We start from the raw sequence: 26,049 nt of genomic DNA on the forward strand, positions 1-26,049 counted from the left end.
ATTTCAAGTAATATCGGCTTTTATAGGAGCAGAAAAAGCATAGTCTTGGGTAAATAAACCCATCCGACGTAAAAGTCGGTAAATATTGTAAGAAGGAGGATAGTTTAATAGTTGAGCTAATCGCCCGTAACTAGCACCACGATTACTGTATCCCTGGGGTAAAGGACGGTCTTTAATAGCTTGGATATCTAAGATATAGGCTGGTTTGTTATACAATTTCCAATATCCAGGATGAGTAAATAAACATGGTATTGATGCGTCAGGATATCCCCATTTTTCAATAGCCACACTACCTGAAAATGGGGTAAATAAACTGCGGATTTTATCCAAATCACCCAGCATAAACTCTCGCGTTCCATGAAAGTGAATCGGCACATTCATTAAAACTCTTCCCAAATATTTACAGGTGCGGAAACATTGAAATAAACCCCATTTGAGCGTACAGCCATTTTCTGCCCAATGCTCCATAGTTTGATTGCCAATGACTAAGTCAAAAAAGTCGTTGGGAAAAGATAAATCTGCTAAATTTTCAATTCTAGTTGCAACTGTTTTTTTACCAAAATATTCAACGAGTGAGTCGATACCTTCATAACTTGCTCCTACAGTTTGACAATAGTCTTTAATCAAACTCCAAGAACCACAACCTATTTCCAAAACCTTCATTCCCTCTTGAATGAAAGGCAGATAGTTCTCAACAATAGGAATTTCACATCCACCTAAGGGTGGCGGTGGCATTTCTCTACCTAATATTTGACTAGCTTGTATATATGCAGAACAGTTATTATCGATGAATTTACTACAATCTAAGCATATTGGCATAGTTTTTGTACCTCATAATTTTTCTGATTAACGAATATTAACTACTGCTTGAAAATTAGGACTCAGCATATAGCTGGTGCTGTGAGGTTGGTTCTCAAGGGAGAGGAAGACTGTCTCCAATCGTTGACGCAGGTTGTGATTTTGGGGTTGAATAGCGATCGCTACCGTATCTGCACCAACGGGAATTGTGACTTCACCAGGAATTTTTTGGTAATCTTTGCCGTTTTTTGCTGTTCCCCGAATTGTATATTTCACTGTTAAAGGTTTGCTCTTGTCCCCTGTGCGTGTAATCTGAAACTGCCCAGCATTGCCCTGAGATGCATACAAAGCGCTGGCTTTGATGTTCACAATCGTGGGATTGCTGCTAGTAAACTTCAATTGCACATACTGATTTTTAATGTCGAAATAGGCATCGTGGGGATTTAAAATCTTTTTACCCTCAATGCAGAGATTGTCAAAGACAACGTTGCTGATGTTGCGTTGGGCATCATATCCCAGAAAAACTGATTTTGCACCACCGCGATGCTCTACTGTCAGGTTATTAATAAAGATATTTCTGATATGCCCAAAACGTTCAGGTGATGAATCTGGATCTCCGGAACCCACCCGAATTAGCCAGGTGAATAGACGGGCAGATTTATCATCTTCTGGGGTATCAAGAATATCTTCAACTCGAATATTTTTGAAGTAAATATTCTCAAAGTATCCGCCGGAAATTGGCCAGAATCCTGATAGTTCGTTAGCAAATACTACATCTATATTTTCATAAGTAATATCTTTAATGTAATTGGGGATTTTTGTTGCCGCTATTTTGAATCCGTTACCATTATAGAAAACGGAATTCCTGACATTAATATTCTCATTATTATGAATTTGACTCTTGCGATCGCCACCATGAGCAGTGGCATCATCTGTACCAACATAAAGTACATTGTTAATTGTAATATTTCTCGAAGACCAGAAATCAAAGCCATCTGTATTTAAAAATTCTGGTTGAGGATTAGCTAAAATTTTGAGATTATCAATTTTGACATTTTCTGAATAAGACATCCACACATTCGCGACTGCTGGGTCTTTGAGTAAGATATCTTGCAACCAAATGTTTTTGGCATTTTTGAGTAAGATTAAAGTGTACCATCCTTTTCTCGGTCGCCAATAAGAACCATTACCATTAATAGTTCCACGTCCAATAATTTTTACGTTCTGGACATTTTCTAGTTGCAGTAACCCCCGACCATGAGAAGGGTCTGCTTCTGTAATTGCAGCTAATACAGATCCTGGAGCTAAATATAAAGTGATATTGCTTTTGAGGTTAAGTTGGCGTGTTTTATAAACACCTGCAGGAAAATATAAAATTCCATGATGTTCAGCAACATCATCAATAGCTTGTTGAATTTTGTCAGTAGCATTGATTTTACCTGTGTTATCCACTTGGTAATTGATGATATTAGTTACTTGCCGATCGCCCAGTTGGGGAGGATTTTCTTCTAAGGGATCTGCCAAAATAAACAATTTCTCATCTAAGGAATTCACGTGATGTAAAATCAGCTTTCTGGGGACAGTTAAAGAAAAGGAAATTTTGTTACCCTGTTGGCGTGATGTCAGTTTGTAACTTTTGGGGCTAATTGTGTAGTTATTAACCTTTTCTTTGACTTGAATTTCAATATTAGCCGTACCTGCAAAGGCAAATTGTACATAACTCAAGGAGTTATATTTTTCCACAAATACAGGTTTGTTATTTACCGTAACTGAATAGATACTACTGGCGGTAGCGGTAGTCAGTGGCGGATAAAGTTTCACTATACTGGCAGCAGGTGGTGCAGTGCTATTCAAAGAAGCAAGAAAACAGTTAAATAACAGTGCGACCAATAGAGAAATCAGCAACAATTTTCGGGAATTAATTTTTTTGTGCCACCACCTCTGGCGGTAACTGAAGTTTGTGTAATGCATGAATGATTACTCCAAAACTTTTGTGAATTACAATTGGGTATTCACTTTTTAAAGCCAACAGCGCAAACATTATAGGTAAAACATCTTTCTCTGCCGCGACCACAAATTAAAAAAATACTTCTGTGTAAAAGATACTCAATTATCAGACGCAGATTACCAATCAAATGAGCAGAACGAATAGGCACAATTCGGCAATTTTTTAAGCCGCCTACTTCCATTAATTGCAATAAAGAGGTACTAGTAAAAGCCCGCTCATGTGTAAAATCCATATAACGGGAATAACATCCTGTTAAATTAGCGGCATTCGGAACTCGACAATAAAAGAAGCCACCAGGTTGTAGGGCTGATACTGCTGCTTCAACCCATTCCAAACATAAATCTTTTCCCGGTATATGTTCCAATACATCTGTACAGAAAATGCCAGAAAACTTGTTGGGGTGCTGTCGCAAATAGTGAAGTCCTTCGTCACAATCAATTTCAATACCTGGCAGATTGCGGATTGCTATTTCCACCTGACTGACTGAGCTATCGACCCCGATAGGAACAATACCTGGTTGCTGGGAAAGCCAATTGAGAAGAAAGCCAGTCCCACAGCCTAAGTCGAGAACTTTGCTGTTAGGGGGTAGTGCCCTAACTAGCTCTCCATACATCAATTGCATGGCTTGAAAATCTCGGAGTGTGAGTGCTTGGGGTTCGATATTGTCATTAATACGACCATAAAAGTCTGCATAGGTTTCAATTAAGCGATCGCGAACAGAACTCATGATTGTTTTCCTTTGTGAATCAAAACTAAAATGCCGATAGGCATAATACAGGTAGCTACGTTAGCTGCACATAAAGCCCAGGTAGCACCAATCAGACCATAGGTAGGAATCAGTAGCACAGAGGCTATAGCTGTAATCCCGGTCATCATTAGATAAGGAAGCAGAAAATAACTAAATGCTCTGGTTGCAGTGATGCCATACCCTAAAAAACTGCCGATGTATCCAATAGCGGCTGCTAGCATCAACCAAATCAAAATATCTGAATGCTCCGCATACTCAGGTTTGTAGAACAGGGTGAGAATCTCACGACCAGCTAATAAAGCTACAAGAATAGCAATTCCACCTAAAAATGCACCAACTGCAACTAACTTGATCAGAAGTGTGCGGAAAGCCTGACTATTCTCCTGTGCGTAGTATTTTGCCAGTCGCGGACTAGCTGACTGTCCTAGCGCCAGTACTACCATATTTCCTGCAACCATGAGGTAAGCCATACTTGCAAAAATACCCAGCGATCGCTCACCTAAATAGGATTTGATTAGGTAGCGAGGAATATTATCGTTGAGTGAAATTAGCATCATGACTAAACCCAAAGGCAGAGAAAGCCAACTCAATTTTGCTAATGTTTTCAGATGCCAACGTGGTCGCCAGCGATTGTGGCTTGGGGATTGAGAATCCTCAACAGAAGTTTTCAAAAGCCATACACCACTAGGAATGTCGTAACCTATAAGAACAAAGGCCCAAGCCAAGATTAATCCCACTACACCCCATACTAAATTGCCTGATATGTAGACTCCCATACCTAAAAACAGCAGTGATAGAGAACCTTTAATCATCAACGACATGGCAATGCGATCCATACGTTCATGCTGCTGAATTAAGCCGTAATAAACGTCACTAATCGACTCAAATGCTTTTGCTAAACCCACTAACAAAATAATCAGCGATGTCTGCCATTGGTATCCAGATATCAACGCGATCGTGGCAATAACTACCAGTGCTATTGTTGTACCCAGCAGCCTCAAACCCAAGTAATCGCTAAATAAATACTGTTGTTTGGCATCTGTTGCTTGAACGGCTCGTAGTTGCAAATTAGTAAACATCATCACAGGTGCCGTGACAGCCAACCCTAAAGTAAACTGTCCTACCATCTCTGGACTGCCGAGTTTAGCCATCACTACCAGCATCCCCCATTGGCAACCTGCATAGACAGCATTACCAATGAATGTCCAAGAAAAGTTATACTTCAGCGTTAGTGGTGTGAGTTGTGCCATAGCCTCTGTTTATCTGTTGATAGGTGTAGACACCGAAATCATTTCTTTCCAGCCATCGGATATTTACCAGTGAGGAAATAGTAGGCAGATGAATAACGCCAACGGAAAATGGGATCGATCAGTGGATGCACCGCTACCTTGGCAGGAATGTGTCTGACTGGAAAACCCATTCCCTCTTTGAAGGTCGAGAGTGCTGGATCTTTAGGAGTATGGTAACCGTAGACAATTTCACGAATTTTCCCCGAACGGCGACAGGCTTGCACAAACTCAAAGACTAAGCCTGTACCAATATAAGCTGATAGTGCTTCGGTGGCCAGCAAGGCTCTTTCGATATAAGCTGTGCCGTCAACAACGTAAGTTGTCATATAGCCACCTAATTTATCGTTGATTAATCCTGCAAAAACATAACGCTGTTTAGAGGGTAGATGTTTTGCCAGTTGAGATAGATAAACTTTTTTAGGAATTACTTTGCCGCCAAATCGGATTGTTGCGGAATAAAAAACATCATATCCTTGCTCTTCTAAGAGATCTGGACTCAATAACTGCAGAATTTGTGCGCGTTTGTGACATCTTTTTAGGTGATTTCTCCGATTTGCTGACAGACTTTGCAAGTTGTAGCTTTCGACATCAGATAGTAGATGAATAGGGATTGAGCCATTGGCTGTTGCCGCATCAGCTTCGCACAAAGAAGCTCGAAATCCTAAGTGAATTTTTTTGGGGCAAGTTGCTTGCTTTGCAGTCAAACGAGCTAGTAAATTAATAGGCTCATAAAAACCAAATTTTGTCTGTTTCCAATAATGCCCCTGATGGTAGAAAATTTGCATTCCTTGCTGGCGATACCAATCAGCTGCCGCTGCTTCGGTCATGGGCAAGATTACATCTGCAGAATTAGTTTGCCTTATCTGTAAATTAGTCATTGATTCATCCCCCTTCAAGTTCTCCCTCTCCTGAGATGGCAAATTTACATATCTTGAATTCTCGCTTTTTATGCTTCTTGAGGTTTGAATTTTCCTCGTTCATTGACATGGGAATTTGTCTTGGTATAAATATTTGATGCGGCATTGGCTGACACTTTATTTCCTAAGAATTTGGGTTTATATCCTGGTACTATTTGTGCTAGCAAAAACATAATATAATCCCCATCATTTCTATCTGCTGCTTTACACAAAGACTCGACGACAACATTAATATTCTCTGGGATAATCCGACTGGCATTTTTCACGACTAAGAGCTTTTGATGTTCGGTGGGTTTATATTCTTCTCCCGCAATAAACAATTCTTCAAATAACTTTTCTCCGGGTCGCAAACCTGTAAACATAATCTCAATGTCTTTGTTGACTTCGTATCCCGAAAGACGAATGAGTTCTGCTGCTAAGTCCACAATTTTGACTGGCTGTCCCATGTTCAGCATTAAGACTTCACCACTACGACCAAGAACAACGGCTTGTAAAACTAGTTGAACTGCTTCTGGTATGGTCATGAAATAACGGCAGATGTCGGGATGGGTGACGGTTACAGGGCCACCTGCGGCGATTTGCTTTTTAAAGGTAGGAACGACGCTTCCCCTACTACCTAAAACATTGCCAAATCGCACAGCTACATAGGGTTTACCGCTTTCTCTGGCGGCTTGCAGTACTAACATTTCTGCCACCCGTTTACTAGCACCCATGATATTTGTCGGATTAACGGCTTTATCTGTGGAAATCATCACGAAATGTTGAACACCATATTGCAGTGCCATGTCCAACAAATTTTTAGTACCTACAACATTGTTAGTAATTGCTTCTGCTGCATTGTCTTCCATCAGAGGTACGTGTTTATGAGCTGCAGCATGAAACACTACATCGGGTTGGAATTGCTCAAAAGCATTTTTTAATCGAGACCGAAAGCGAATATCAGCAATCAATGCAGAAATCCGTGGGATGTTTGGTTGTGCTTTACTACCCTGTTTCAGGACTGCTAGTAGTTGTTCTAATTCCTGTTGGATATTAAAGACAGAATTTTCGCCATGTCCAATCAGGATCATTTGCGCGGGACGACATTGAAAAATCTGTCTGCACAGTTCGCTACCAATTGAGCCACCTGCACCTGTAATCAGGACTTTTTTACCGACAATAAATTTGGCGACTTTCTCAATATCTGTCTGTACAGATTCTCGTCTGAGTAAGTCTTCGATGCGGACATCACGAATGTTGTCTACCCGAACACGACCGTTGAGAATTTCATGTATTCCCGGTAGGGTGCTAGTGTGAATACCTGTGGCTTTGCAAATGTCTACAATCTCTCGAATCACTCCCCCAGCTACGGTGGGCATTGCAATTACCACTTTTTGGATCTGGAGAGATTGGATCGCTTGGGGAATGTGGAAGCGATCGCCAATTACAGGAATACCGCGAATACGTAAGTTCAATTTTTGCGGATCGTCGTCAATATAGGCTACCGGATAAAAACCTAGTTGGGGATTTCTTTGCATCTCTTGCACAAGTGAAACCCCAGCACTACCTGCACCCACTATTAAGACTCGTTCGGTTATGGGAGACAATACTGTTTTTTGGCTAGTTTTATCGACAGCACGAACGCTAAAACGCAGCGCACCCACGAAAATAAAAGACAGTAAACCATCAATAAATGGTAGAGATTGGGGAAGTTTCTTTATAGTCAAATACGGTATGTAGTGAAAAGCATCAAAGACTAGGCTTTGAATAACTACCGCAGCCAACATTAACATAGCTATATATGTTAGTTCTTCAATACTGGCATAGCGCCAGTAACGTCGATAAAAACCCAGATGCCAAAGTAAAATTAGTTTAATTGCTAAAAACAGTATTGTGGCGATTTCTAGTTCTGTGATATATGCCTTTAATGCCAAAACTCCATCTAAGCGGAGAAATAAAGCTAATAATGGTGTGATTGCAAATAAACAAATATCACAAATTAATAAATGTCTATTTTGCAGTTTTAGCAATCCGCATAAGAATGTTTTGGCAACTTTTCGAGATGCCGACTGAAAGCTAAACATTAGGTATTTCATGCTCTTAGAGCTTTTCACCCCTGGTAAACGATCAATGTTTATTGTGCAAACAAGCCTTAAAGTTTTATGAAAACCCAGGCAAAAAATTTATTTTTGTTATGGATAAAACTAACCAGAATTTTACTCAATAAATTCTGGATAATACTTCTGAAATTTGACTTTTTTTGTTGAATAGTAATGAGAGCAAATCTCTAGAAGATTTATGACAATCATCATTTTTGAGAGTAAATATTTATTAAAATATTTACCCTATTAATTGAATCTCAGTTACATAAATTCAGTTTTTTTTGCAATCTTCTCATGATCTATAGGCTGGGAATAACCCAACTAAATTGGCACAAGCGAGCCATGCCAAACTTTACAGATTATTGCCAAAATTAAAGAGGAATCCTATAGATATTATTGATGCCAATATAGAGCTATATACTGTCAGCAATACACTCTGGGTTTACCGCGAATTAGAGTAGCCTATTGCTGCAATATAAAAAGCACTAATTTTTGACAATTCGTCATTGAGAGCAGCCAACCTACATGACCAACATGAAATATTTCCAATATTAAAACTAAATTAATATGGAAAAATTTTCTTATTATAATGAATTTCGCCGCTAAAAAACTCAAGATGAGTACGTTTAAACCAAGTTATTTTGAGGTTGAATTTGATGGCTACTCTTTGGGAAGCCTCTCCAATTCTAAATTTTCGCAATGATGAATGCGATTCTCAGAGCAATTTTCTCAAACACGCACACCCTGTTTATCGCGTTGTGCATTTCCCCTTAAGTTTGATACACAACTATGTTAGGTAGATAATTTTTCCTAAACTTTCTGAGTTACCTCAGCGATAAACTATGAATGTTAAATCAGGTTGTTTTTATTTAATCTGTCAAAGCTTGGCGTTAATTTCAGACTGATTTGTCAGATGTAGTAACTATCCTCCTAGAGATAGGTAACACTGAGAGTATTTAAAGCTTTGTCTATAAACTATATATCACTTTATTCTTGTGAATGTATATATGAGTTTATAAATTGCAATATCTCAGATACTAAGCTTTTATCAACTTTTTTAGCATATTCTGAATATTTTTTATATATAGATTTCATGAAATTACTAACACAATCTCCGTAAATTTATATAGATTTCATGAAGCATTGATAAAATTAGTCCCAATGCGACCAAGTTGATATGAGGTTTAAATAAAGTTACTTGCTATCCAATCTGCCTGTAACGGAGCATTCCTTTTTCGGAGATAAAATTTTGTCCGTTATTTGTGATTGATATCATAGTTTAAATAAAAATACCCCTTTTGATAGTTGTCATTTCATCAAAACATTTTTCATCTATGAGAATCACATCTATCATCGGGGAACCTCATCAATAAGATGATTGATGGTTTGTACAGAATTGTGGGAATCACGATGATTTAATTCCTTTTCTCACCAACTCTGGAATTTGGGAAGGGCGTTCGGCTACTGGAACCTGTGCTTCTTGGAAAGCAGCTAATTTATTTTGTGCAGTGCCAAAGTTAGGATCGCGGCCGATGATGGTGGCTAAAGTGCCGGTTTGTCGCCAATGTTTTCCGGGTGGTGCTTGTCTACCTGCTATATAGGCAATTACTGGTTTATCGATCGCTTCGCTAATGTAGCGCGCTGCAGCTTCTTCACTACCGCCACCAGGCTGGCCGACTAAAACGATCGCTTCTGTAGTTTCATCTTCATCGAGAATTTGCAACCATTGCAGAAATGAAGAACCAACGATCGCATCACTCCCAATACTGACACTAATCGATTGTCCTAAACCCGCTTTGGTTAATTCCCAAGCAACTTCGTAGGTGAGGGTGCTGCTACGGCTGACAATTCCCACATGACCAGGAGTGTAAAATTCACTGGGGTGAGTTCCTAAGAGAATTCTACCAGGCACAATAATTCCCGGACTATTTGGCCCTACCACCAAAGTTTCATGGGATTCAGCTTTCCTGAGTAATTGCACCATATCCAAAGGTGGTACACCCGCCGCAATGATAATAATTTGGCGAATATTAGATGCGATCGCTTCTAAGGCTGCATCTAGAACTTGGTAAGGGTTGACACAAATAATTGTTGTGTCAATGGGCCCAAATTGTCCTACTACTTCCTCAAGTAAATCAAATACAGGCAAATCGTACTGTTTTTGTCCACCAAATCCAGGATTGACACCAGCAACCACATTTGTGCCATAAGCTTTCATCTGAGTAATATGAGTTGCTGAGATAAATTCGCTGAACCCTTGAATTACAACTTTGCTATCTGGCGTTAAGTTCATAAACTGATTGGGGATTGGGGATTGGGGATTGGGGAATGGGGATTGGGGAATGGGGACAAACAATTCAACATTAAGACATATCTTTGACTATTGACTGTTGACCCTTGACTGTTGACTCCAGACGCGATTAATCGCGTCTCTACAATTTTGGGCAAAATCGCCATCTGTCCGTACACAAATCATGATGGCTACTTATTTTTTATAAGTAGTTGATTTGGCTAGGCGGACTGATTCTGCTACTGCCTCATCTAAATTTTCTACTAATATCAGGGTATCGCCTTGGGTTTTTAATGAGGCTAAAGCTTTTCTCGCTGCATTGAACTCAGAACCAGCAAGCCGCACAACTAAGCGGGGGAAATAGCTTTCACGACGGCTTTTGCTGCCATTACTACGCACAGATGAGGATTTGAGTTCGCTTTTATCTTGTTGCAAAAATTTACTGATTATTTCCACAAATTCGTCGGACTGAGAAATGCTACCCAAAAGATTGAGTAGTATGACTTGAATACTTCTGTCAGCAGCGAGGATTTGCAAACTTCTATTGAGGCGATCGCAAAATGTTGTCTTCGCGGTGTCAGTTTGAAAGCCATGACGCAGATTCAAGCAGACACCAGGCTTACCACCAGCATTGGCTACTAAATCTAAAGTTGCCAAGACTGAACCAGTACCATTGCCAAGAATGCCAATTTTACCGTGCAATTCTATCCCATCCCAATTGCCCAAATTGCTATTAACTTCTCCTGGCCGATGAGTTGAGTTGATTTTTGCTGCCATTTCGGCAATGTCTGGATGACGGCCTATGGAACGTTCATTCACCCTGACTTTACCATTCAAAGCCATCACTTGACCCGTGACGCTAATAGCCAGAGGATTAATCTCTACTAAATCGAGGTCTTTTTGGATAAATAACTGATACATCTTCTCGATCACAGCACTGATCGATTGCATGAGTGTACCTGCTAAACCTAATTTTAAAGCTAGCCTGCGGGCATAAAATGGTGAGAATTCTTGTTCTACAACCACATATTCCATTTTTTCCCCTGCCGTTTCCCAGTCAATATCTGCTTCCTTGCAGCCTAAAAGTACTGGTCGGCAAAGTGCTGTATCTAATACTACTGCTAAATATAATTCTTGCTTGGCATCATATTTAGATTCTGCCAGTAAAACTTCTGGTAACTCGCCCCAAATTGGCAAATTGAAGATAGTTTGCGCGGCGGCGATCGCATCGATTGTAGTTTCGACAATTCTAACTCCACCAGCTTTGGCTCTTTCAGCTGCATGTACCTGCGATTTCAGTACAACTGGATAGCGAATTTTTAACCGCTTCAGATCTGTGGGATGATCGATGCGTTGGGAAGGCAATACTGGAATGCCGATTTTCCCAAACCATTCTTTAACTTGGTACTCCAATAAATCCATGAACACGCACCTGGTAGCGACACTAGCAAAGCTTTTCTGTTCTTTGTTTTCTTTAATCTACTGCGGCATTTTCATTACGGAATTTAGCCTGAGACAGGTATAAATAATCATTTTCATTGATAAATTTTATCGAATTCAGCAAATGGAGTAAATTAAATTTTACTGCCTACAATTTCACGGTAGTTCAACCTGACGTAATTAATCTTCTCAGTGATTTTGCCTGGAGATCATCAAACCACTATCCACATTCATAACTCTTTAGTCATATAAATTTGGTAATCTACAATTCCTAGTGTAGAGTGTGAAGTACGATAGCGTAACGTATTACTTCTGAAATCAGAGTCAACCTGCCTGTAATAATTTTTGCGGATAATTTGTCAAGAGCCTAAAGTCAAATTTTCCACAAATCCAGATTTTGGAGAGCCAAGGGACTTTCCTGTTGAAGACGCTCAGGGAACCCCCAGAAAAGGGCCTTCCAAATAAAAAATAATCAATAGCTTTGGCAAGTAGGGGAAGTTGCGGAAGTCAGGGAAGCCGGGGAAGCAGAAATCTGATAGTTATATTCAATGGCGAAATTAAGTAATTTCTGCTTTGGAAGTCCCAAATTTGGAGATAGTGATGGATCGCTCTGACTCATCAGTGCGATCGCCCACCTAAAACGATGTAATTTTAAGATTTGAGAGTTGTGATTAATATAAATTTGTATACTTTTGCATTGAGATAATTTTGTCACAACTTGAGTACAAATGCTGAGATCAAGGACAGCAGTTTTGAAGCATTTTATTGTGCTACAGCAAATAGTAAAAATGCCGAAATATTTTATTATGCCCATTTTATTTTTGTGAATTTATACTTGTTGCTTAATTGTCAAAATTTAACTCTAGCCGTAATAGATTAGCAAATGAAAAAATCGCCAAATCTCGCTCAATGAGAGTCTTTGGAGATTTTATACTTGTTGGATAATTATTTTTTTTGTATTCCTTAATCAAATCTGACGACCGTAAAATTACTGCTTTTTTGATTTTTGGTTAAACTCGAGAATTTGTGTTAGAAAGTTGTTCAATCTAATTATCCGGCTATGGTTGGTTAAACTGTGCATCTGCATTCAACAAACGAAAGCCCTTACTTTCCTAACCTCGAAGATAAGAAAAACAATATAGAAGAAAAGCGGGAACGCTCTATGAAAGTAGCAGTTCAACAGGATGACTTACAGCTGCTAGCTAAAACTTTGCAAGAACAATTACTTGCGGAAGTTCCATCTGGCGGAGTCTTCCAAGTTAAATGTGCCGTCAATAAAGACGGATTGATGATTTTAATTCAACATCCACCAGGGTTGATAGCTGACACTCGCACCATCTTTCAACTAATTGAGGATGTGATCCAGTCGCTACCAAACCAGCAGGAGCGACAGGTTCAATGTTTTCTGCGAGTATTGGGTGAAAAATATCCTTATACTAATCGTTCTCTCGATTTACATCAACGGGTAGAACTAAGTGAAATTACTAGCTATCCTCATCTCCCAGAACCCCCTATAAGCACATCTACTAATTCTCCTTTAGAGGATAGTAAAGCTGCTGGTAGTCGGCTGATATTTCCACCAATCCCTGAATCTCTCTCAGCCGCTTCCTTAAAGGATGAGGCGGATTCACCATTCACGCCAAATTTTTCAGATGTTTCTTTAGATGATGAGGATGATTTACCATTTCCGCCCAATTTATCAGCAGCTGCTATAGAAGATGAGGCGGATTTGCCATTTGCGCCACATTTCTCGGCGGCTTCTTTAGAGGATGACACTGATTCTACATATGCATCATCCTTCTCAGCGGCTTCTTTAGATGATGACGCTAATTCCACATATCCCTCATCTTTGCCCAAAGCTTCTTTCAGCGATGACATTGAGGAAGAAGAACCTTTTGATCCCTTTGCTGGTGGCCCAGATTTATCGACTTCTAAATCAAAAAAACTGATTAAATCTGGTCTTATTGGTTTAGGCGTTTTGGCAATTATCGGCTTAGGTGTTGGAGGGTATTTACTGCTGACTCCTTGTTTGCTATCGGAGTGTAAACCCGTGCAAACAGCCGAACAATTAAAAACTGAGTCTAGGCGATCGCTGCGGCGTGCTAAATCGGAAAGAGAATTAGTCACAGTACAGCAGCAACTGCAAGCATCAGTCTCAGAATTAGCCAGTATTCCAGCTTGGTCACCTTATTCTCAACAAGCCGAGGAACTACAAACGAGTTTATCTGCCTCATCAGACAAAATCGATCAGGTGGTAAAAGGTTTACAAGCAGCAGCCTTGGCGACGAAAAAATCGCAAACGCCTGCTGAGAACATCGAGGAATTGCAAGCTAGACAAAAACTCTGGCGACGCGCGATCGCACCATTGGAAAGCATCAGTGCTAACAGCGATTTTTCTCAACTAGCTCAAGTAAAATTACTCAGCTATCGTACCAGTTTGCAAACTGTCAATCAGCAACTATTGGTGGCAGAAAAATGGGTTAAAAAACTTTCTGCGGCTAAAGCTGTGGCTAATAATGCCACGCAGATGGAAACGACTGTTAAATCTTTAAATGACTTACAAAGAGTACAGTTTGCTTGGCAGGTAGCAGTCAATGCCTTAAATAGTATTCCTGCGGCTAGTTCAGAATACCCAGAAGCACAACAGCTATTGCGAGAGTACAAACCAAAACTAGTAACAGCACGCAATCGTACTACTAAAGAACAATTAGCAGCTAAAACCTATCAACAAGCTGTGGCTGCAGCCAATCAAGCTAAGGTATCCGAGCAAAAACAACAATGGCAAGCCGCAGTTACCCAATGGCAACAGGCTGTACAGTCTGTAAAACAAGTACCTAATGATAGCTTTCAATATCTCCAGGCTCAGTCTTTAGGTGAACCCTACTCTGCTGCGCTCAAAGAGGCTCAAGGAAAATTAGAAATTGCTAATAGTTTGCAACAAACCCGCAACGACCTGAGTAGAACTTGTACGAATGGCATTCGGATTTGTAATTTCACTGTTGATAGTAAAGGAATTACTGTGCGGTTAACCCGTGAATATGACCTAGCAAGGAGTGCTTTACCTAATACTAATCCTGCGACACCAAATGCGGTTCCGGGGCTAAGTCAGCACTTGCAAATTTTACAACAAGCGCTGGGAGTAATTAGCGATAATGCCCACTTACCTTTGTCCGTCTACGATTCCCAAGGCAAACCAGTATATACGCGATCGCTCGAAGGGTAATCCCATTTCTCAGAGCAAGGGAGCAGGGAGCAGGGGGAAAATAATAAATCCTCAATTATGAATTATGAACAACAATCTCTTGTTTCATAATTCATAATTTTTGATTTGTCATACCTGTGGCAAGACTGCGCCCAAAACAATCACGCATCTACCTAATTGATAATTGAGAATTGATTGCTTATGGCTTCTGGGATTTATGCGATCGCTAACATAGGTCGTTTCAAACTTTATGTTAGCGATGTCAACCATATTAAAAAAATTTGGCCTCCCATGCTGGAGGTACTCAACAGTGGTCAGCATCCTGACTTGGGGTTACAACAGGAGTGGCAACAATTAGCACAGCAGCGATACTTTACATTTCACACTCAAAATGAGATTGCAGGTAACCGAGAAATTATCGGCATTGAACGGCTCAAATAAATTAAAATCTAATTCCTAATTGCCCATTGAATCCACGCACAGAGTTATAACCAGCACCGACAAACAGGTGATCGGTAGCGCCTACCTGAACACCACCAGAAACCGCAACACCTTTATCTTCAGAATAATACCCCAGTCCTACATAAGGTGAAATCACTGGCAAACTGAGAAATTTCAGAACATCGACTCCAGCCGAACCGTCGGGGCCACTTCCAACTTCCACCCCCAAATTTAAAGCTCTAGCTCCCACAGCATAGGTAACATCGCCATCTTGTCCACCAACCGAAACCCAAGGTTGTGGTACAAGTTGAGCAGATGCGCGGCTGGGGCTAAATAAAGCTAGCAAACCGAGTGATGCAATGACTGTTTTGGCAATTATCGCTGTTTTCACGTGATACTCCGACATAATCTGCAACATTTTAATTGTTTTCAATTAGTCATAGTGACGAATTAAACCTTGTTCAAGTGCCTAATACTTCCTTTAATTAATTTTGCTCAGTCTCGTATTATAAACCTCAAAAATCTTTGGCACAATCACTCATATTGAAAAGCCCATAATTACTAAACGTGCGTCTTGCTCTCTACATAAATATTAGTTTTATGTTTTTCATCAATTAATGGATGAATGCCAAAATTTGTACCTTTCTAGAATCCCAATTCAGTATTCGCAATTGTGGCTAAGACTAAGCTAATAATTCAAAAAAACGAACCACATTGTAAATAGGGAAAAGAGAACGGGGAACGGGGAACAGGTAAGAATTACTTACATACTTGGTGGTGTAATTTGTTTCATAAAGGCTGCCCTCTGTTTTTGTTGATCATCCCATAATCTCACTTATGCAAGCCAGATAGTTTGATGAATTATCTGTCTTTAATGTAAAGTTTCTCAGTACCCCTTGCCAAAAATAGATACCTTTGGCACAATGAGACGTTGAAGCGCAGCGTCACCTCTCTTGCTTATGATGTGAAGCTTTTATGCTTGTGGGTATTGTGTTCTACCCATAGCCCGACAATTTTATATGGCGGGCGATATTAAGAATTGGCTAAGGCAGGTATTGAATCAAACAATCAGTTTGTTTCAAAATTCAACTGTCAATATAGATTCTAGATATCCAGATCTTTGATTTTTAGGTTGAGTATTCACCTAAAATCAGGGTTATTTTTACTTGGACTCAAAAATCTCTAATGCTTTAACTTAATAGCTATATAGCAATCCTAAATTATTTGTGAAGAATTGCAGATTTGGTGACTGTTAATTATTGATAGTCAACAGCCAAAATGCATATCTTTCATAACCTAAATAGGATTAATTGCTATGGGCATAATTGTACAATCTAAGACTAAATTTGCATGATTAAGCCACAAGATTGGACGAATTTTTCCCTACAACGTCCCAACTATTTTCCCGGGCAATACCTTCTAGATGAAGATTTCGAGTTAGCGCACAAATATCTGAGCGATCGCCAGCGTTACATCAATAGCAAACTTCATTTAGCAGGTATTGTAGAAGGACTAGAAGTAGAAGCGATCGCAGGTGAATCGGCTGTTACTGTTAAATCTGGTACAGCGATTGACGGCGAAGGCAATCTGATTATTCTCCCAGACGAAAAAACCAACATTAAAATTAATTCCCTATGTTGGGTGTGTCTGCGATATCATCAAGAGCCAAAAGTATTACAACAGCCGGAAATTCCTGATAGCTTCACCCGCTTTATCGAGGAACCTCTATTAACTTTAGAAGCGATTGAAACTAAAGACACAAAAACCATTACTTTAGCCAAAATCACCCTAGAGAATGGACAAATTAGCATAGACAACAGTGTCAGGCAATATTCTGGAGCGCGGTTACCTAGCGGACAAAGTGAAGAGATTGCTCTCCGTAGTGATGGTCAATCTTTAACTATTAAAGGCAATTTGACTATATCTGGAACATTAGAATTAGGCGGTTCGGAAATTATTGGTGTATCGGAAACGATCGCCACAGATAGCGATCGCACCGATGTTGTACCTTCAGAAAAGGCTGTCAAAGAGCATTTAGAAAGGCGAATTAAAGAGAGATTGGCAGCTTTAAATGCTCCCACAGAGGAAAAACCAGCAATTGCTCTCTCTAGCAAACCAGATGGGCTATATGGTTGGGCAACCGAAGGTGGTGATCCAGCAGATGTTTCATCTCTAATCAAATTGGTATCCTATCGCGCAGGAGTAGCAAACCCACGGCTAGCCATCGAACGTGATACAGGTAATGTTGGCATTGGTACAACTACTCCAGGCAGAAAACTGGATGTTAACGGTGTAATCCGCGCCTTACATCTGGAATCAACAAATCCGATGCGGCATCGAATGTATCCCAATGATGCGCTCGTTTACCAAGATATTTTTGAGGCGAAAGCTGCGGGTGCGATCGCTAAACATGGTGTCTTAAAAAACGCACCTGGTGATGCTGAAACCAGACATACAACCAAAAACCTATGGCACGACCGTCAAATGATCTGCTATGGAGGTGCAGATGAAGATGATGGAGGGGCACTCGTTAACGTTCCAGAAGGATACAATACTCTCTGGATCAGATTGCATGGCGATACTTGGAATGTCATCAAGGCGCAGTTTCTAGATGGATTTAAGGAAGATTTAGGACGCTGGGCAGGTGGAAGAAGATATGGTAATTGCTACTGTCCTGATGGTTCTCTAACTGATAGCCACCGCGATGCACATCAATGGCTCCCCATTCCTGTTGGCAGATCTGGGAAAGTCAAACTGATTTCCAAACAAGGTTCTGAATTTTGGTTATCTGGATTAGCATTTAGCAAAAACCCTTGGTCTCACGCAACTCAGGCAGCACTCGGATATCACTGGAAAGTAAATACAGGTGATGCTACAGAGTGGGACAAAGGCAGTGACAGTTGGAATTGGGACACCTACACAAGAATTCCTCAAAAAAGTAATTTGGAATTGATGGTTCCAGTAGTATGGTCTGGAAATGACAAGTTGCTCTATATTGTTGAGCATGGTAATGACTGGAATGGTTGTATGCACAATGGCATTACTGTCAACGGTCAGCCCATTCAAAGGTTCCTATCCACTTACGATAATCCCTTCGCCCGCCATTGGAATAGCAAAAGCTTTAACCGCTATATCGCTGCTTATATTCCAGCTGATTTAATTCCCAAACCCAGACCTGATATTACCCCCCATATCAAAGTCAAAATCGATATGAGTAAGCAGAACAGCGACCTTCATTTCCGGGAAATGGGTACTCATGATCTGGAAATTCCCTATAGTTTTTGATACTACTCAAGACCTTTAAACAGCAAGTGAGATCGCAATGAAGGAACAACTCGAAAAGCGCCTTCAGGCACTAACAACCGAATACGAAGCAGGGCAGAAAGCAATAGCTAATTTAGATGCACAAAAAGCCAGCTTGAGAGAAACCTTGCTCCGCATTAGTGGTGCAATTCAAGTATTAGAAGAAGAATTGGCTTTGTTTAATAGCCAACAGAATCATAAAGTAGAAAAATTTTCCCACTCTACTCTAGAAATGATTTCTGAACCTTAGTGTCTTCAGCCTTCTGCCTCTTCAATAGGAATTTAGTGATGCTAGATGACTTGGATAGCACCTTAGAACAATTAATAACTCACGAATTACCAGGGTTAAATAAATCCACTGAAACCACAGTAGCGATTAGCTTTGATATGCCAATAGAAGGGTCTATCAAACAAAAACCAGCCATCAACCTTTTTCTTTATGATGTGCGGGAAAATCTGGAATTACGGAGTAGCGAATGGTCGGTGCAACGTCTACAAAACGGTACAGCCGTGAAAAAACGTTCTCCAGCTAGAATAGATTGTTCCTATTTGATTACTGCTTGGGTGAATTCTGACGACCCCCAACAAGAACATCACATCTTAGGAGAAGTAATGAAATTGTTGCTGCGTTATAAGACATTACCAGCAGCAATTTTACAAGGCAGTTTAAAAGGCCAAGAACCACTTCCCAGCGGCGTTAGTTTACGTTCTAGTTACTTACAAAGTTTAGGGGAGTTTTGGCAAGCAATAGGCGGAAAACCAAAAGCCGCACTCACTTACACAGTGACAATTGCTGTTCCTGTTGAAGAAGCTGCAACGGAAGTTCCTTTAGTTCTGGATGCAAGAAATGAACTGTTCAGGGTATTGTAATTCCAATTCTTGATGAAGCTTCATAGAATTCGATCCCCCCTAACCCCCCTTAAAAAAGGGGGGAACCGGAATAAATTTATCAAAGTCCCTCTTAAAAAGGGGGATTTAGGGAGATCTAAATATGTGCAACTTCACATTAAATTGGTATATAGCTAAATATAAATAACTACAGAATCAACTACTAACCCTGATTACTAATTTTTGAATTCTTTTCTGAACACCATCAAAAAAAATGCTGAAGCGACAAAGATTTCATCATCAAGTAGCAATGGCTGGACAAGTTAAGGATGCCATTACAGGGCAGGGAATTTCAGGCGCTGTGGTTAAAATTATTGATGCCCCGGATGAGTTTATTAACTTTGTTATTTTCCAGACTAAAGTTTTGGGATTAGGCAATTTACCAATGCAGTGGTATTCATTAAATACCAATCTAAATCTAGAAAATCAAGATTTAAATCCTGAGATTCAAAATTTTCAAGAACAACTGAGAAGTCCTTACTTAAAAACTGCTGATAAGCTGCAATTATTTCAGGATATCTTGGATGATAATCACCTCAGTACTCAGCATAAATTTCAAGCTTTTCAGGAAATTTGTGACTATTTACCCAACCACCCAAAAACTAAACAAGCTCAACTTGGACGTACTCAAACAATCTCTGATGGTTGGTTTTATTTTATGGATTTACCAGATGGAGTATATCAATTAGAAGCATATTTAACTGATACTCAGCTGCGTTATACCAAGAGTCAATGTCAAGTTACAATTTCCTCAAAAAATGCAAAAAATATTAATATTATTAACCAAAATCAAAATGTTGATCTACTTGATAATTTTAAGATATTAGAGTTAAAATTAATGCCAACAACGCTGCTAGGAAAAATCACAAGTGCGGATGATTCCGAAGCGATTTGTATGGCTAAAGTGCAAATTCAAGGGAGTGAAAACTACACTTTTAGCTGCAAGGAAATAATTAAACAAACACAGGGAGAATGGAATTACCGACTTGTTGGTATAGCAGCTAGAAATACTCCCATCACAGTCATAGTTTCAGCTCAAGGATATACCAGACAGCAAAAAGAAATAAATCTGCAAACAGGGGAAATTAAATCCTTAAATTTCCAGTTAAATAGCAATTGAAATTTGCTTAATTGTCAATTGTATTTGTCCGATAATCACAATTATCAACAAAGGAAAAAATCTCATGCCTTCTACTTATCTTGCCCCCGGTGTTTATGTTGAAGAAGTTGCTTCAGGATTAGCACCTATTGTTGGTGTAGGAACCAGTACAGCTGGCTTTATTGGTATCATTAATCTAGCGGCGGCTAGTGATGGTGCCGAAGCGGAAACAATACCAACTAATCATGGTGAAGTGAAACTCTGTACAAACTTCACAGAATTTAAGAAATATTTTGGAGATTTCGCTGCTAATTCTGGTCAGAATACCCTCGCTCATGCTGTGTATGGCTTCTTTAGAAATGGGGGAACTAGGTGTTTTGTCACTTGGGTGACAGAAGAAGCTAAACTCGATGATGCTTTGGATAAATTTGAAGCCATTGATGAAATTGCTATTGTTGCTGCGCCTGGAGTTACCAGTAAAACAGCCCTAGCTAAAATTGATATACACTGTCGTAGTTTAGGCGATCGCTTTGCGATTTTGGATACAGAAGAAGATATCCCCCCCGACTCAGAGCAACTTAAGCCAGGTAGTCAGAAACTACTAGGAAATTCGGACTTTGCAGCAGTATATTACCCTTGGATTCAAGTTTACGATCCCATTAGCAAAGAGCTAAAATTCATTCCTCCTAGTGGCCATGTTGCTGGTGTGTATGCTCGTGTTGATGATAAAAGAGGCGTTCACAAAGCACCTGCTAACGAACCAATTTTAGGAGCTGTAGGCTTAAAGCAAGATATCAGTAAAGCCAAACAAGAACCTCTCAACAGTGATGGTATCAATTGCATTCGCAATCTCAACGGGAATATCCGCATTTGGGGAGCGAGAACTTTAGGCGCAGGTAAGGATAATCCAGACTTCAAATACATCAATATTCGCCGCCAATTTAATTACCTACGCGAATCAATTGATGAAGGCACTCAATGGGTAGTGTTTGAACCTAATAATACAGAACTATGGGCAAAGATTCGCCGCAATATTACTGCATTCCTAACTAACGAATGGCGTAAAGGTGCATTATTTGGGACAACTCCTCAAGAAGCATTTTTCGTCAAGTGCGATGCCGAAAATAACCCTATAGAAACTCGCAAACTTGGCCAGGTTGTCACAGAAATTGGTGTGGCGGTAATAGAACCAGCAGAATTTGTCATCTTCCGCATTAGCCAACTGGTAGACGAGAAAAAATAACTGATTGCTAATATCCAAAATTGATTAACCTATGCAGACATCTACACACCTAAATTTAAGCGCTCCTGGTGTCTATTTACAGGATATTCCTTCGCTACCAGGTAAGGATTTACTCACGGGTGTTCCGGTGTTTTTGGGTGTTCCCAAGGTTAACAATTCCCTGAATCATAGTCTTCCTGTACCGAAAATGCTCACTCTCTGGACTCAGTTTGTGCAGTATTTTCAGCCATTAGATGATATTGAATTACATAAATTGCTCGATAGTTATTTAGCTAATGCGGTACGGGGTTTCTTTGAAAATGGCGGTCGTTTGTGTTATTTTTTACCTTTACCAGATAACTCTCTGTTAGCCTTGCAAAATGGATTGCAGGTTATAGAATCACTAGATGTCATCGATTTAGTATGTGCGCCTGACATTATGCAGAATCCTCCTACAGAGGCGCTGGAAATGCAGAGAGCCGTACTGGAACATTGCGATCGAATGGGCGATCGCTTTGCTATCCTCGATGCTGTCAATATCTCCAATTTTGAAGATATACAAACTCTCAAAGCGCAACAACAAGGGTTAACTGGCGATAATGGTGCGCTGTATGCTCCCTGGCTGAAAACAGAAAATGCTTCTACTTATATTCCTCCTTGCGGTCATATTGCTGGAATTTATGCGCGTAATGATGCCGAAGTTGGAGTTCATCGCGCTCCAGCTAATTATTTACTAGAAGGAGTATTGGATTTAAGTATTTTATTTACTGATGCCGATTGGGAAATTTTAAATGCAGAAATTGGAGCCGGAGTTAACTGCATCCGTAGTTTTAGAAGTCGGGGAATTCGGATTTGGGGTTCGCGAACCTTAAGCCAAAATCCCGAATGGCAATATATCAATATTCGCCGCTTAAAAATTACTGTCTTACGTTGGGTAGAACGTAATTTGGCTGACGCTATCTTTGAACCCAATAACATCGATTTATGGGATCGGATAGTCAGAGAATTAACAGTTTATTGCGAATCTCTCTGGGAAAAAGGAGCTATTTATGGAGACACTCCAGAAGAAGCTTTTTATGTCAAATGTGATGCAGAAACTAATCCACCAGAAATTCGTAATACCGGACAGATAGTAACAGAAATTGGTTTAGCACCAACTGCTCCTAGCGAATTTATTGTGATTTCTTTAGTTCACCGTAGTAATGGTGTGAAGTTTGTCGAAATCCAATCTGTTGAATCTTAGTAATCTACTTCAGGAGAAATTATCATGCCTAATATCAAAGATACTCACGATCCATTTGCTGGATATAATTTTTGGGTAGAGTGGGATGGTATTGTCCACGCGGGCTTTAGAGAATGTACTGGCTTAAACGCTACTAGATCAGTCGTAGAATATCGCGAAGGGACAGATAAAACTCTAGGACAAAGAAAAGTTCCTGGTTTAAATAGTTTCAATAATATTAGTTTAAAACGAGGAATGACTGATAACGATGAACTGTGGAAATGGCACAAAGATTTGATAGATGGTAAGGAAATTGAACGTAAGAATGTTTCGATTATTCTTGCTAACGATCAAGGTGAAGAAACTATTCGTTGGAACTTAGAAAATTGTTGGCCTACCAATTGGAGTGGCCCAGATTTTAATGCTACTGCTAGCGAACTAGCAATTGAATCATTAGAATTTGTTCACGAAGGTATCAGCGTTGGTTAATGTGAGGAAAAATGCACCAGACTGAATTTCTTTTTACCCTACCTCATGGCTATGTCGATGCAGAAGGAACCCTTCATCGAGAAGGAGTGATGCGACTATCAACAGCCTATGATGAGATAACTCCTCTGCGCGACCCCAGGGTACAGAGAAATCCTGGTTATCTGGTGATTATCCTGTTAGCAAGAGTGATTACTAAGCTAGGTACTTTAGACCAACTCAATACCAAAATTATTGAGGAATTGTTTTCTGGAGACTTGGTTTATCTGCAAGATTTTTATCAGCGAATTAACCAAAATGGTCATACCCGCTTTCAGGTAGCTTGTCCCCATTGTGGCGGAGAGTTTGAAGTAGAAACTTCTCCAGTGGGGGAGTAGTTTGCTACCCCTCAGAACGTCTACTTGAGGAGGTAGCTTATCTTTCTTATCACTTTCACTGGTCTTATGACCAAGTAATGAATATGGAACATTGGGAAAGACAACAGTGGGTAGCTCAAGTCGCTCAAATTAATCAGCAGATGAATCAGCAGTCAGGAAATTAATGATTTGAGATTTAGAGGATGTTTGAAAAGCGGTTAGTTGTGATTTTAAGTAATTATTGATTTTCCCCAACCTCCCTTGAAAAGGGCAAAACTTCTTAAAGTCCCCCTTAAAAAGGGGGATTTAGGGGGATCTAGATATTTCTAATAATAAGGGACTTTTTTCTATTAAAAGGAGATATTTATGGCAAAATCGCAAAAAAAAAAGGGAGGGGATTCTCAAGACAAACCCCATGACCCCTATATGGCCTTTAATTTTACAGTAGAAATTGAGGGACTAACTGTAGGTGGATTTTCAGAAGTTACAGGATTAAATAGCAAAATAGAACTAGAAACTTATGTGGAAGGTGGGGTGAATCACCGCGTGCATCAATTTCCTAAATACATCACCTATCCTAATTTAGTTTTGATTCGAGGATTGGCAGAAAGGGATGATTTATGGAAGTGGTATGAAGATGTGACTAGAGGCAAAATTCGTCTCTTGAACGGCACAATTATGGTAAGAGATAATCAGCAGTCTAAATTGATAGGATGGAACTTTAAAAAAGCTTATCCAGTTGCTTGGGATGGGCCACAACTGAATGCCGGTAATGGCAATGTTGTTGGTTTTGAACGCCTAGAATTAGTTCACAGGGGGGTGTATAAAGCTTAAGAAAGTTGGGAGAAAGAGTAAACTTTGATTGTAATTTATTCACCAAAATGAATTCTTGCTAAGTAGAAAAAGCTAGTTCCATTTGTCAATTTTATTATTAATTATTATGGCAATGAAACCAATAATCTAAAATGACAGCTAATTATTTACAAAAATGGCAACAATCTATTAATCCCAAACTTCTCCAACGGTTGCATAATCGCTTGAGCAAACCTGGCATGATTAATCATGGCATGGCTAAAAAGATTATTGAGCGATCGCCTGATATGCTGAATAAGCTACCTTTACTAGCTCAACAGATGCAACGTTGGTCAACAACGATTGATTTAGAGTCAGAATCAACACCTATTGTTTATGTGCAAAACCAGGATCGGAGCAGTCAAGCAGTAGCAAAGCCAATAATAAATTCTACATTGCCAGCCTCTAATATTAGCCACAATAGCCAGCAAATTCCACTTCAAGAAACTCATTTACAAAATCCGCGATCGCAATTAGCTGTCACACAAGATAATTCTTTATCTAATTTAGCTTTTAAAACCGAAAATTCAGCAGTAAATTCTTTTGTTGAGTCACCCTCTAGTGCCCAATCACTAATATTATCTAATACATTACCAATAAGTAGCGACATTGCAGATTTGTCAATTCCGCGTCATTTAGATGACGAATCATCAAACTATAGTTTATCTACTTTTAAAGTAAATTCTGAGCATTTTTTACCTAAAAATACTTCATTAAGTATAAATCAAGCACTTCCTTTAGTTAATCCTGAAAAATCATCGGGTGCAGAATTTCCTATTCAAAGCAAGCTAGATAATCAATCAGCATCCAGCTTGAATTTACCTATTGTTAAGCTAGATTCTGAGAATTCTTCACTACAGAATACATCTGTAACCGCAAATCAATCACTTCCTTTAGTTGAACAAATATCATCACCAACAATTCAAAAAAAACCTTTAGATAATCTTGAAAGTTCATCAGTTGGCGAATTGACAATTCAACGCAGGTCAGATAGTGAATCATCTAGCTTAAGTTTACCTGTGGTCAAAGCTAATTCTGAAACATTACCTCAGAATATACCCTTAACTGCAAATAAATCACTTCCCTTAGTTGAACAAATATCACCACCAACGATTCAAAAAAAACCTTTAGATAATCTTGAAAGCTCATCAGTTGGAGAATTGACAGTTCAACGCGAGTTAGAGAGTGAATCATCTAGCTTGAGGTTACCTGTGGTCAAAGCTAATTCGGAAACTTTACCTCAGAATCTACCCTTAACCGCAAATCAATCACTTCCTTTAGTTGAGCAAATATCATCACCAATAATTCAAAAAAAACCTTTAGATAATATTGAAAATTCATCAGTTGACGAATTTTCAATTCAACGCAAGTTAGATAGTGGTTCAGCATCTAGCTTGAGGTTACCTG

The 26,049-nt window shown here is 39.6% G+C and carries 21 protein-coding genes and 1 pseudogene; 13 read left to right on the top strand and 9 right to left on the bottom strand.

Annotated features, from left to right (window positions below; translation table 11 throughout):
• Positions 1 to 3: 3 nt before the first annotated feature.
• From AACU25_RS22935 to AACU25_RS22970, 8 genes are all read right to left on the bottom strand, one after another.
• Entirely contained in the window at positions 4 to 819 is an 816-nt protein-coding gene (locus AACU25_RS22935; protein ID WP_096579602.1) for a class I SAM-dependent methyltransferase, read from the bottom strand.
• Positions 820 to 846: 27 nt separating this feature from the next.
• On the bottom strand, positions 847 to 2,769 hold the full coding sequence (locus tag AACU25_RS22940; RefSeq protein ID WP_096579604.1) for a glycosyl hydrolase family 28 protein: 1,923 nt from the start codon (positions 2,767 to 2,769) through the stop codon (positions 847 to 849).
• A gap of 41 nt (positions 2,770 to 2,810) precedes the next feature.
• Entirely contained in the window at positions 2,811 to 3,533 is a 723-nt protein-coding gene (locus tag AACU25_RS22945) for a class I SAM-dependent methyltransferase (protein WP_096579606.1), read from the bottom strand.
• A complete protein-coding gene (locus AACU25_RS22950) occupies positions 3,530 to 4,804 on the bottom strand; it encodes a lipopolysaccharide biosynthesis protein (RefSeq protein WP_096579608.1) in 1,275 nt (424 codons plus the stop codon). The genes AACU25_RS22945 and AACU25_RS22950 overlap by 4 nt, the downstream gene beginning before the upstream one ends.
• Before the next feature lie 38 nt (positions 4,805 to 4,842).
• Positions 4,843 to 5,721 (bottom strand): hypothetical protein, encoded by an 879-nt coding sequence (locus AACU25_RS22955; RefSeq protein ID WP_321206695.1) that lies wholly within the window; start codon positions 5,719 to 5,721, stop codon positions 4,843 to 4,845.
• A gap of 68 nt (positions 5,722 to 5,789) precedes the next feature.
• Positions 5,790 to 7,823: a polysaccharide biosynthesis protein gene (locus tag AACU25_RS22960; protein ID WP_321206694.1), complete on the bottom strand. Its 2,034-nt coding sequence runs from the start codon at positions 7,821 to 7,823 to the stop codon at positions 5,790 to 5,792.
• A gap of 1,423 nt (positions 7,824 to 9,246) precedes the next feature.
• Positions 9,247 to 10,134, bottom strand: a complete 888-nt coding sequence (locus tag AACU25_RS22965; RefSeq protein ID WP_096579612.1) for a succinate--CoA ligase subunit alpha — start codon at positions 10,132 to 10,134, stop codon at positions 9,247 to 9,249.
• A 192-nt stretch (positions 10,135 to 10,326) separates the two neighbouring features.
• A complete protein-coding gene (locus AACU25_RS22970; RefSeq protein WP_096579614.1) occupies positions 10,327 to 11,553 on the bottom strand; it encodes a succinate--CoA ligase subunit beta in 1,227 nt (408 codons plus the stop codon).
• A gap of 1,180 nt (positions 11,554 to 12,733) precedes the next feature.
• Here AACU25_RS22970 and AACU25_RS22975 point away from each other — a divergent pair.
• On the top strand, positions 12,734 to 14,794 hold the full coding sequence (locus AACU25_RS22975; RefSeq protein WP_096579616.1) for a hypothetical protein: 2,061 nt from the start codon (positions 12,734 to 12,736) through the stop codon (positions 14,792 to 14,794).
• Between the two features lie 180 nt (positions 14,795 to 14,974).
• Complete coding sequence (locus AACU25_RS22980) at positions 14,975 to 15,214, top strand: hypothetical protein (protein WP_096579618.1); 240 nt, start codon at positions 14,975 to 14,977, stop codon at positions 15,212 to 15,214.
• A 1-nt stretch (position 15,215) separates the two neighbouring features.
• On the opposite strand, the gene AACU25_RS22985 is transcribed toward AACU25_RS22980, so the two are convergent.
• On the bottom strand, positions 15,216 to 15,605 hold the full coding sequence (locus tag AACU25_RS22985) for a hypothetical protein (protein WP_190445766.1): 390 nt from the start codon (positions 15,603 to 15,605) through the stop codon (positions 15,216 to 15,218).
• Between the two features lie 959 nt (positions 15,606 to 16,564).
• Here AACU25_RS22985 and AACU25_RS22990 point away from each other — a divergent pair.
• From AACU25_RS22990 to AACU25_RS23040, 11 genes and pseudogenes are all read left to right on the top strand, one after another.
• On the top strand, positions 16,565 to 18,499 hold the full coding sequence (locus AACU25_RS22990; protein ID WP_096579622.1) for a hypothetical protein: 1,935 nt from the start codon (positions 16,565 to 16,567) through the stop codon (positions 18,497 to 18,499).
• A gap of 37 nt (positions 18,500 to 18,536) precedes the next feature.
• Positions 18,537 to 18,767, top strand: a complete 231-nt coding sequence (locus AACU25_RS22995) for a hypothetical protein (protein ID WP_096579623.1) — start codon at positions 18,537 to 18,539, stop codon at positions 18,765 to 18,767.
• A gap of 38 nt (positions 18,768 to 18,805) precedes the next feature.
• Positions 18,806 to 19,387, top strand: coding sequence for a Pvc16 family protein (locus AACU25_RS23000; RefSeq protein ID WP_096579625.1), 582 nt, complete (start codon positions 18,806 to 18,808; stop codon positions 19,385 to 19,387).
• 232 nt (positions 19,388 to 19,619) lie between these two features.
• Positions 19,620 to 20,525 carry a peptidase associated/transthyretin-like domain-containing protein gene (locus AACU25_RS23005; protein ID WP_096579627.1) on the top strand — a complete coding sequence of 302 codons (906 nt, stop codon included), beginning with the start codon at positions 19,620 to 19,622 and terminating at the stop codon, positions 20,523 to 20,525.
• 64 nt (positions 20,526 to 20,589) lie between these two features.
• Entirely contained in the window at positions 20,590 to 21,747 is a 1,158-nt protein-coding gene (locus tag AACU25_RS23010) for a phage tail sheath family protein (protein WP_096579629.1), read from the top strand.
• A 31-nt stretch (positions 21,748 to 21,778) separates the two neighbouring features.
• Positions 21,779 to 22,969 carry a phage tail sheath family protein gene (locus AACU25_RS23015; RefSeq protein ID WP_096579631.1) on the top strand — a complete coding sequence of 397 codons (1,191 nt, stop codon included), beginning with the start codon at positions 21,779 to 21,781 and terminating at the stop codon, positions 22,967 to 22,969.
• Positions 22,970 to 22,993: 24 nt separating this feature from the next.
• Positions 22,994 to 23,437, top strand: coding sequence for a phage tail protein (locus AACU25_RS23020; RefSeq protein ID WP_096579633.1), 444 nt, complete (start codon positions 22,994 to 22,996; stop codon positions 23,435 to 23,437).
• An 11-nt stretch (positions 23,438 to 23,448) separates the two neighbouring features.
• Positions 23,449 to 23,811 (top strand): hypothetical protein, encoded by a 363-nt coding sequence (locus AACU25_RS23025; RefSeq protein ID WP_096579635.1) that lies wholly within the window; start codon positions 23,449 to 23,451, stop codon positions 23,809 to 23,811.
• 17 nt (positions 23,812 to 23,828) lie between these two features.
• Positions 23,829 to 23,975, top strand: a pseudogene (locus AACU25_RS23030) (DUF6760 family protein); the annotation flags it as partial.
• A gap of 181 nt (positions 23,976 to 24,156) precedes the next feature.
• Positions 24,157 to 24,624 (top strand): phage tail protein, encoded by a 468-nt coding sequence (locus tag AACU25_RS23035; protein ID WP_096579637.1) that lies wholly within the window; start codon positions 24,157 to 24,159, stop codon positions 24,622 to 24,624.
• Between the two features lie 131 nt (positions 24,625 to 24,755).
• Positions 24,756 to 26,049: hypothetical protein (locus AACU25_RS23040; protein WP_339382059.1), on the top strand; the 1,294-nt coding region annotated here is incomplete at its 3' end.

This window comes from Tolypothrix tenuis PCC 7101, assembly GCF_963874875.1.
Lineage (GTDB): Bacteria > Cyanobacteriota > Cyanobacteriia > Cyanobacteriales > Nostocaceae > Aulosira > Aulosira tenue.

Excerpts from the sequence above, each read along its gene's own strand:
- AACU25_RS23010 (WP_096579629.1), top strand. The coding sequence starts at position 20,590 with ATGCCTTCTACTTATCTTGCCCCCGGTGTTTATGTTGAAGAAGTTGCT.
- AACU25_RS23025 (WP_096579635.1), top strand. The coding sequence starts at position 23,449 with ATGCACCAGACTGAATTTCTTTTTACCCTACCTCATGGCTATGTCGAT.
- AACU25_RS22955 (WP_321206695.1), bottom strand. The coding sequence starts at position 5,721 with ATGACTAATTTACAGATAAGGCAAACTAATTCTGCAGATGTAATCTTG.
- AACU25_RS22975 (WP_096579616.1), top strand. The coding sequence starts at position 12,734 with ATGAAAGTAGCAGTTCAACAGGATGACTTACAGCTGCTAGCTAAAACT.
- AACU25_RS22970 (WP_096579614.1), bottom strand. The coding sequence starts at position 11,553 with ATGGATTTATTGGAGTACCAAGTTAAAGAATGGTTTGGGAAAATCGGC.
- AACU25_RS22950 (WP_096579608.1), bottom strand. The coding sequence starts at position 4,804 with ATGGCACAACTCACACCACTAACGCTGAAGTATAACTTTTCTTGGACA.
- AACU25_RS23020 (WP_096579633.1), top strand. The coding sequence starts at position 22,994 with ATGCCTAATATCAAAGATACTCACGATCCATTTGCTGGATATAATTTT.
- AACU25_RS22935 (WP_096579602.1), bottom strand. The coding sequence starts at position 819 with ATGCCAATATGCTTAGATTGTAGTAAATTCATCGATAATAACTGTTCT.
- AACU25_RS23000 (WP_096579625.1), top strand. The coding sequence starts at position 18,806 with ATGCTAGATGACTTGGATAGCACCTTAGAACAATTAATAACTCACGAA.
- AACU25_RS23035 (WP_096579637.1), top strand. The coding sequence starts at position 24,157 with ATGGCAAAATCGCAAAAAAAAAAGGGAGGGGATTCTCAAGACAAACCC.
- AACU25_RS22965 (WP_096579612.1), bottom strand. The coding sequence starts at position 10,134 with ATGAACTTAACGCCAGATAGCAAAGTTGTAATTCAAGGGTTCAGCGAA.
- AACU25_RS22990 (WP_096579622.1), top strand. The coding sequence starts at position 16,565 with ATGATTAAGCCACAAGATTGGACGAATTTTTCCCTACAACGTCCCAAC.
- AACU25_RS23005 (WP_096579627.1), top strand. The coding sequence starts at position 19,620 with ATGCTGAAGCGACAAAGATTTCATCATCAAGTAGCAATGGCTGGACAA.
- AACU25_RS22945 (WP_096579606.1), bottom strand. The coding sequence starts at position 3,533 with ATGAGTTCTGTTCGCGATCGCTTAATTGAAACCTATGCAGACTTTTAT.
- AACU25_RS22995 (WP_096579623.1), top strand. The coding sequence starts at position 18,537 with ATGAAGGAACAACTCGAAAAGCGCCTTCAGGCACTAACAACCGAATAC.
- AACU25_RS22960 (WP_321206694.1), bottom strand. The coding sequence starts at position 7,823 with ATGTTTAGCTTTCAGTCGGCATCTCGAAAAGTTGCCAAAACATTCTTA.
- AACU25_RS22940 (WP_096579604.1), bottom strand. The coding sequence starts at position 2,769 with ATGCATTACACAAACTTCAGTTACCGCCAGAGGTGGTGGCACAAAAAA.
- AACU25_RS23015 (WP_096579631.1), top strand. The coding sequence starts at position 21,779 with ATGCAGACATCTACACACCTAAATTTAAGCGCTCCTGGTGTCTATTTA.
- AACU25_RS22980 (WP_096579618.1), top strand. The coding sequence starts at position 14,975 with ATGGCTTCTGGGATTTATGCGATCGCTAACATAGGTCGTTTCAAACTT.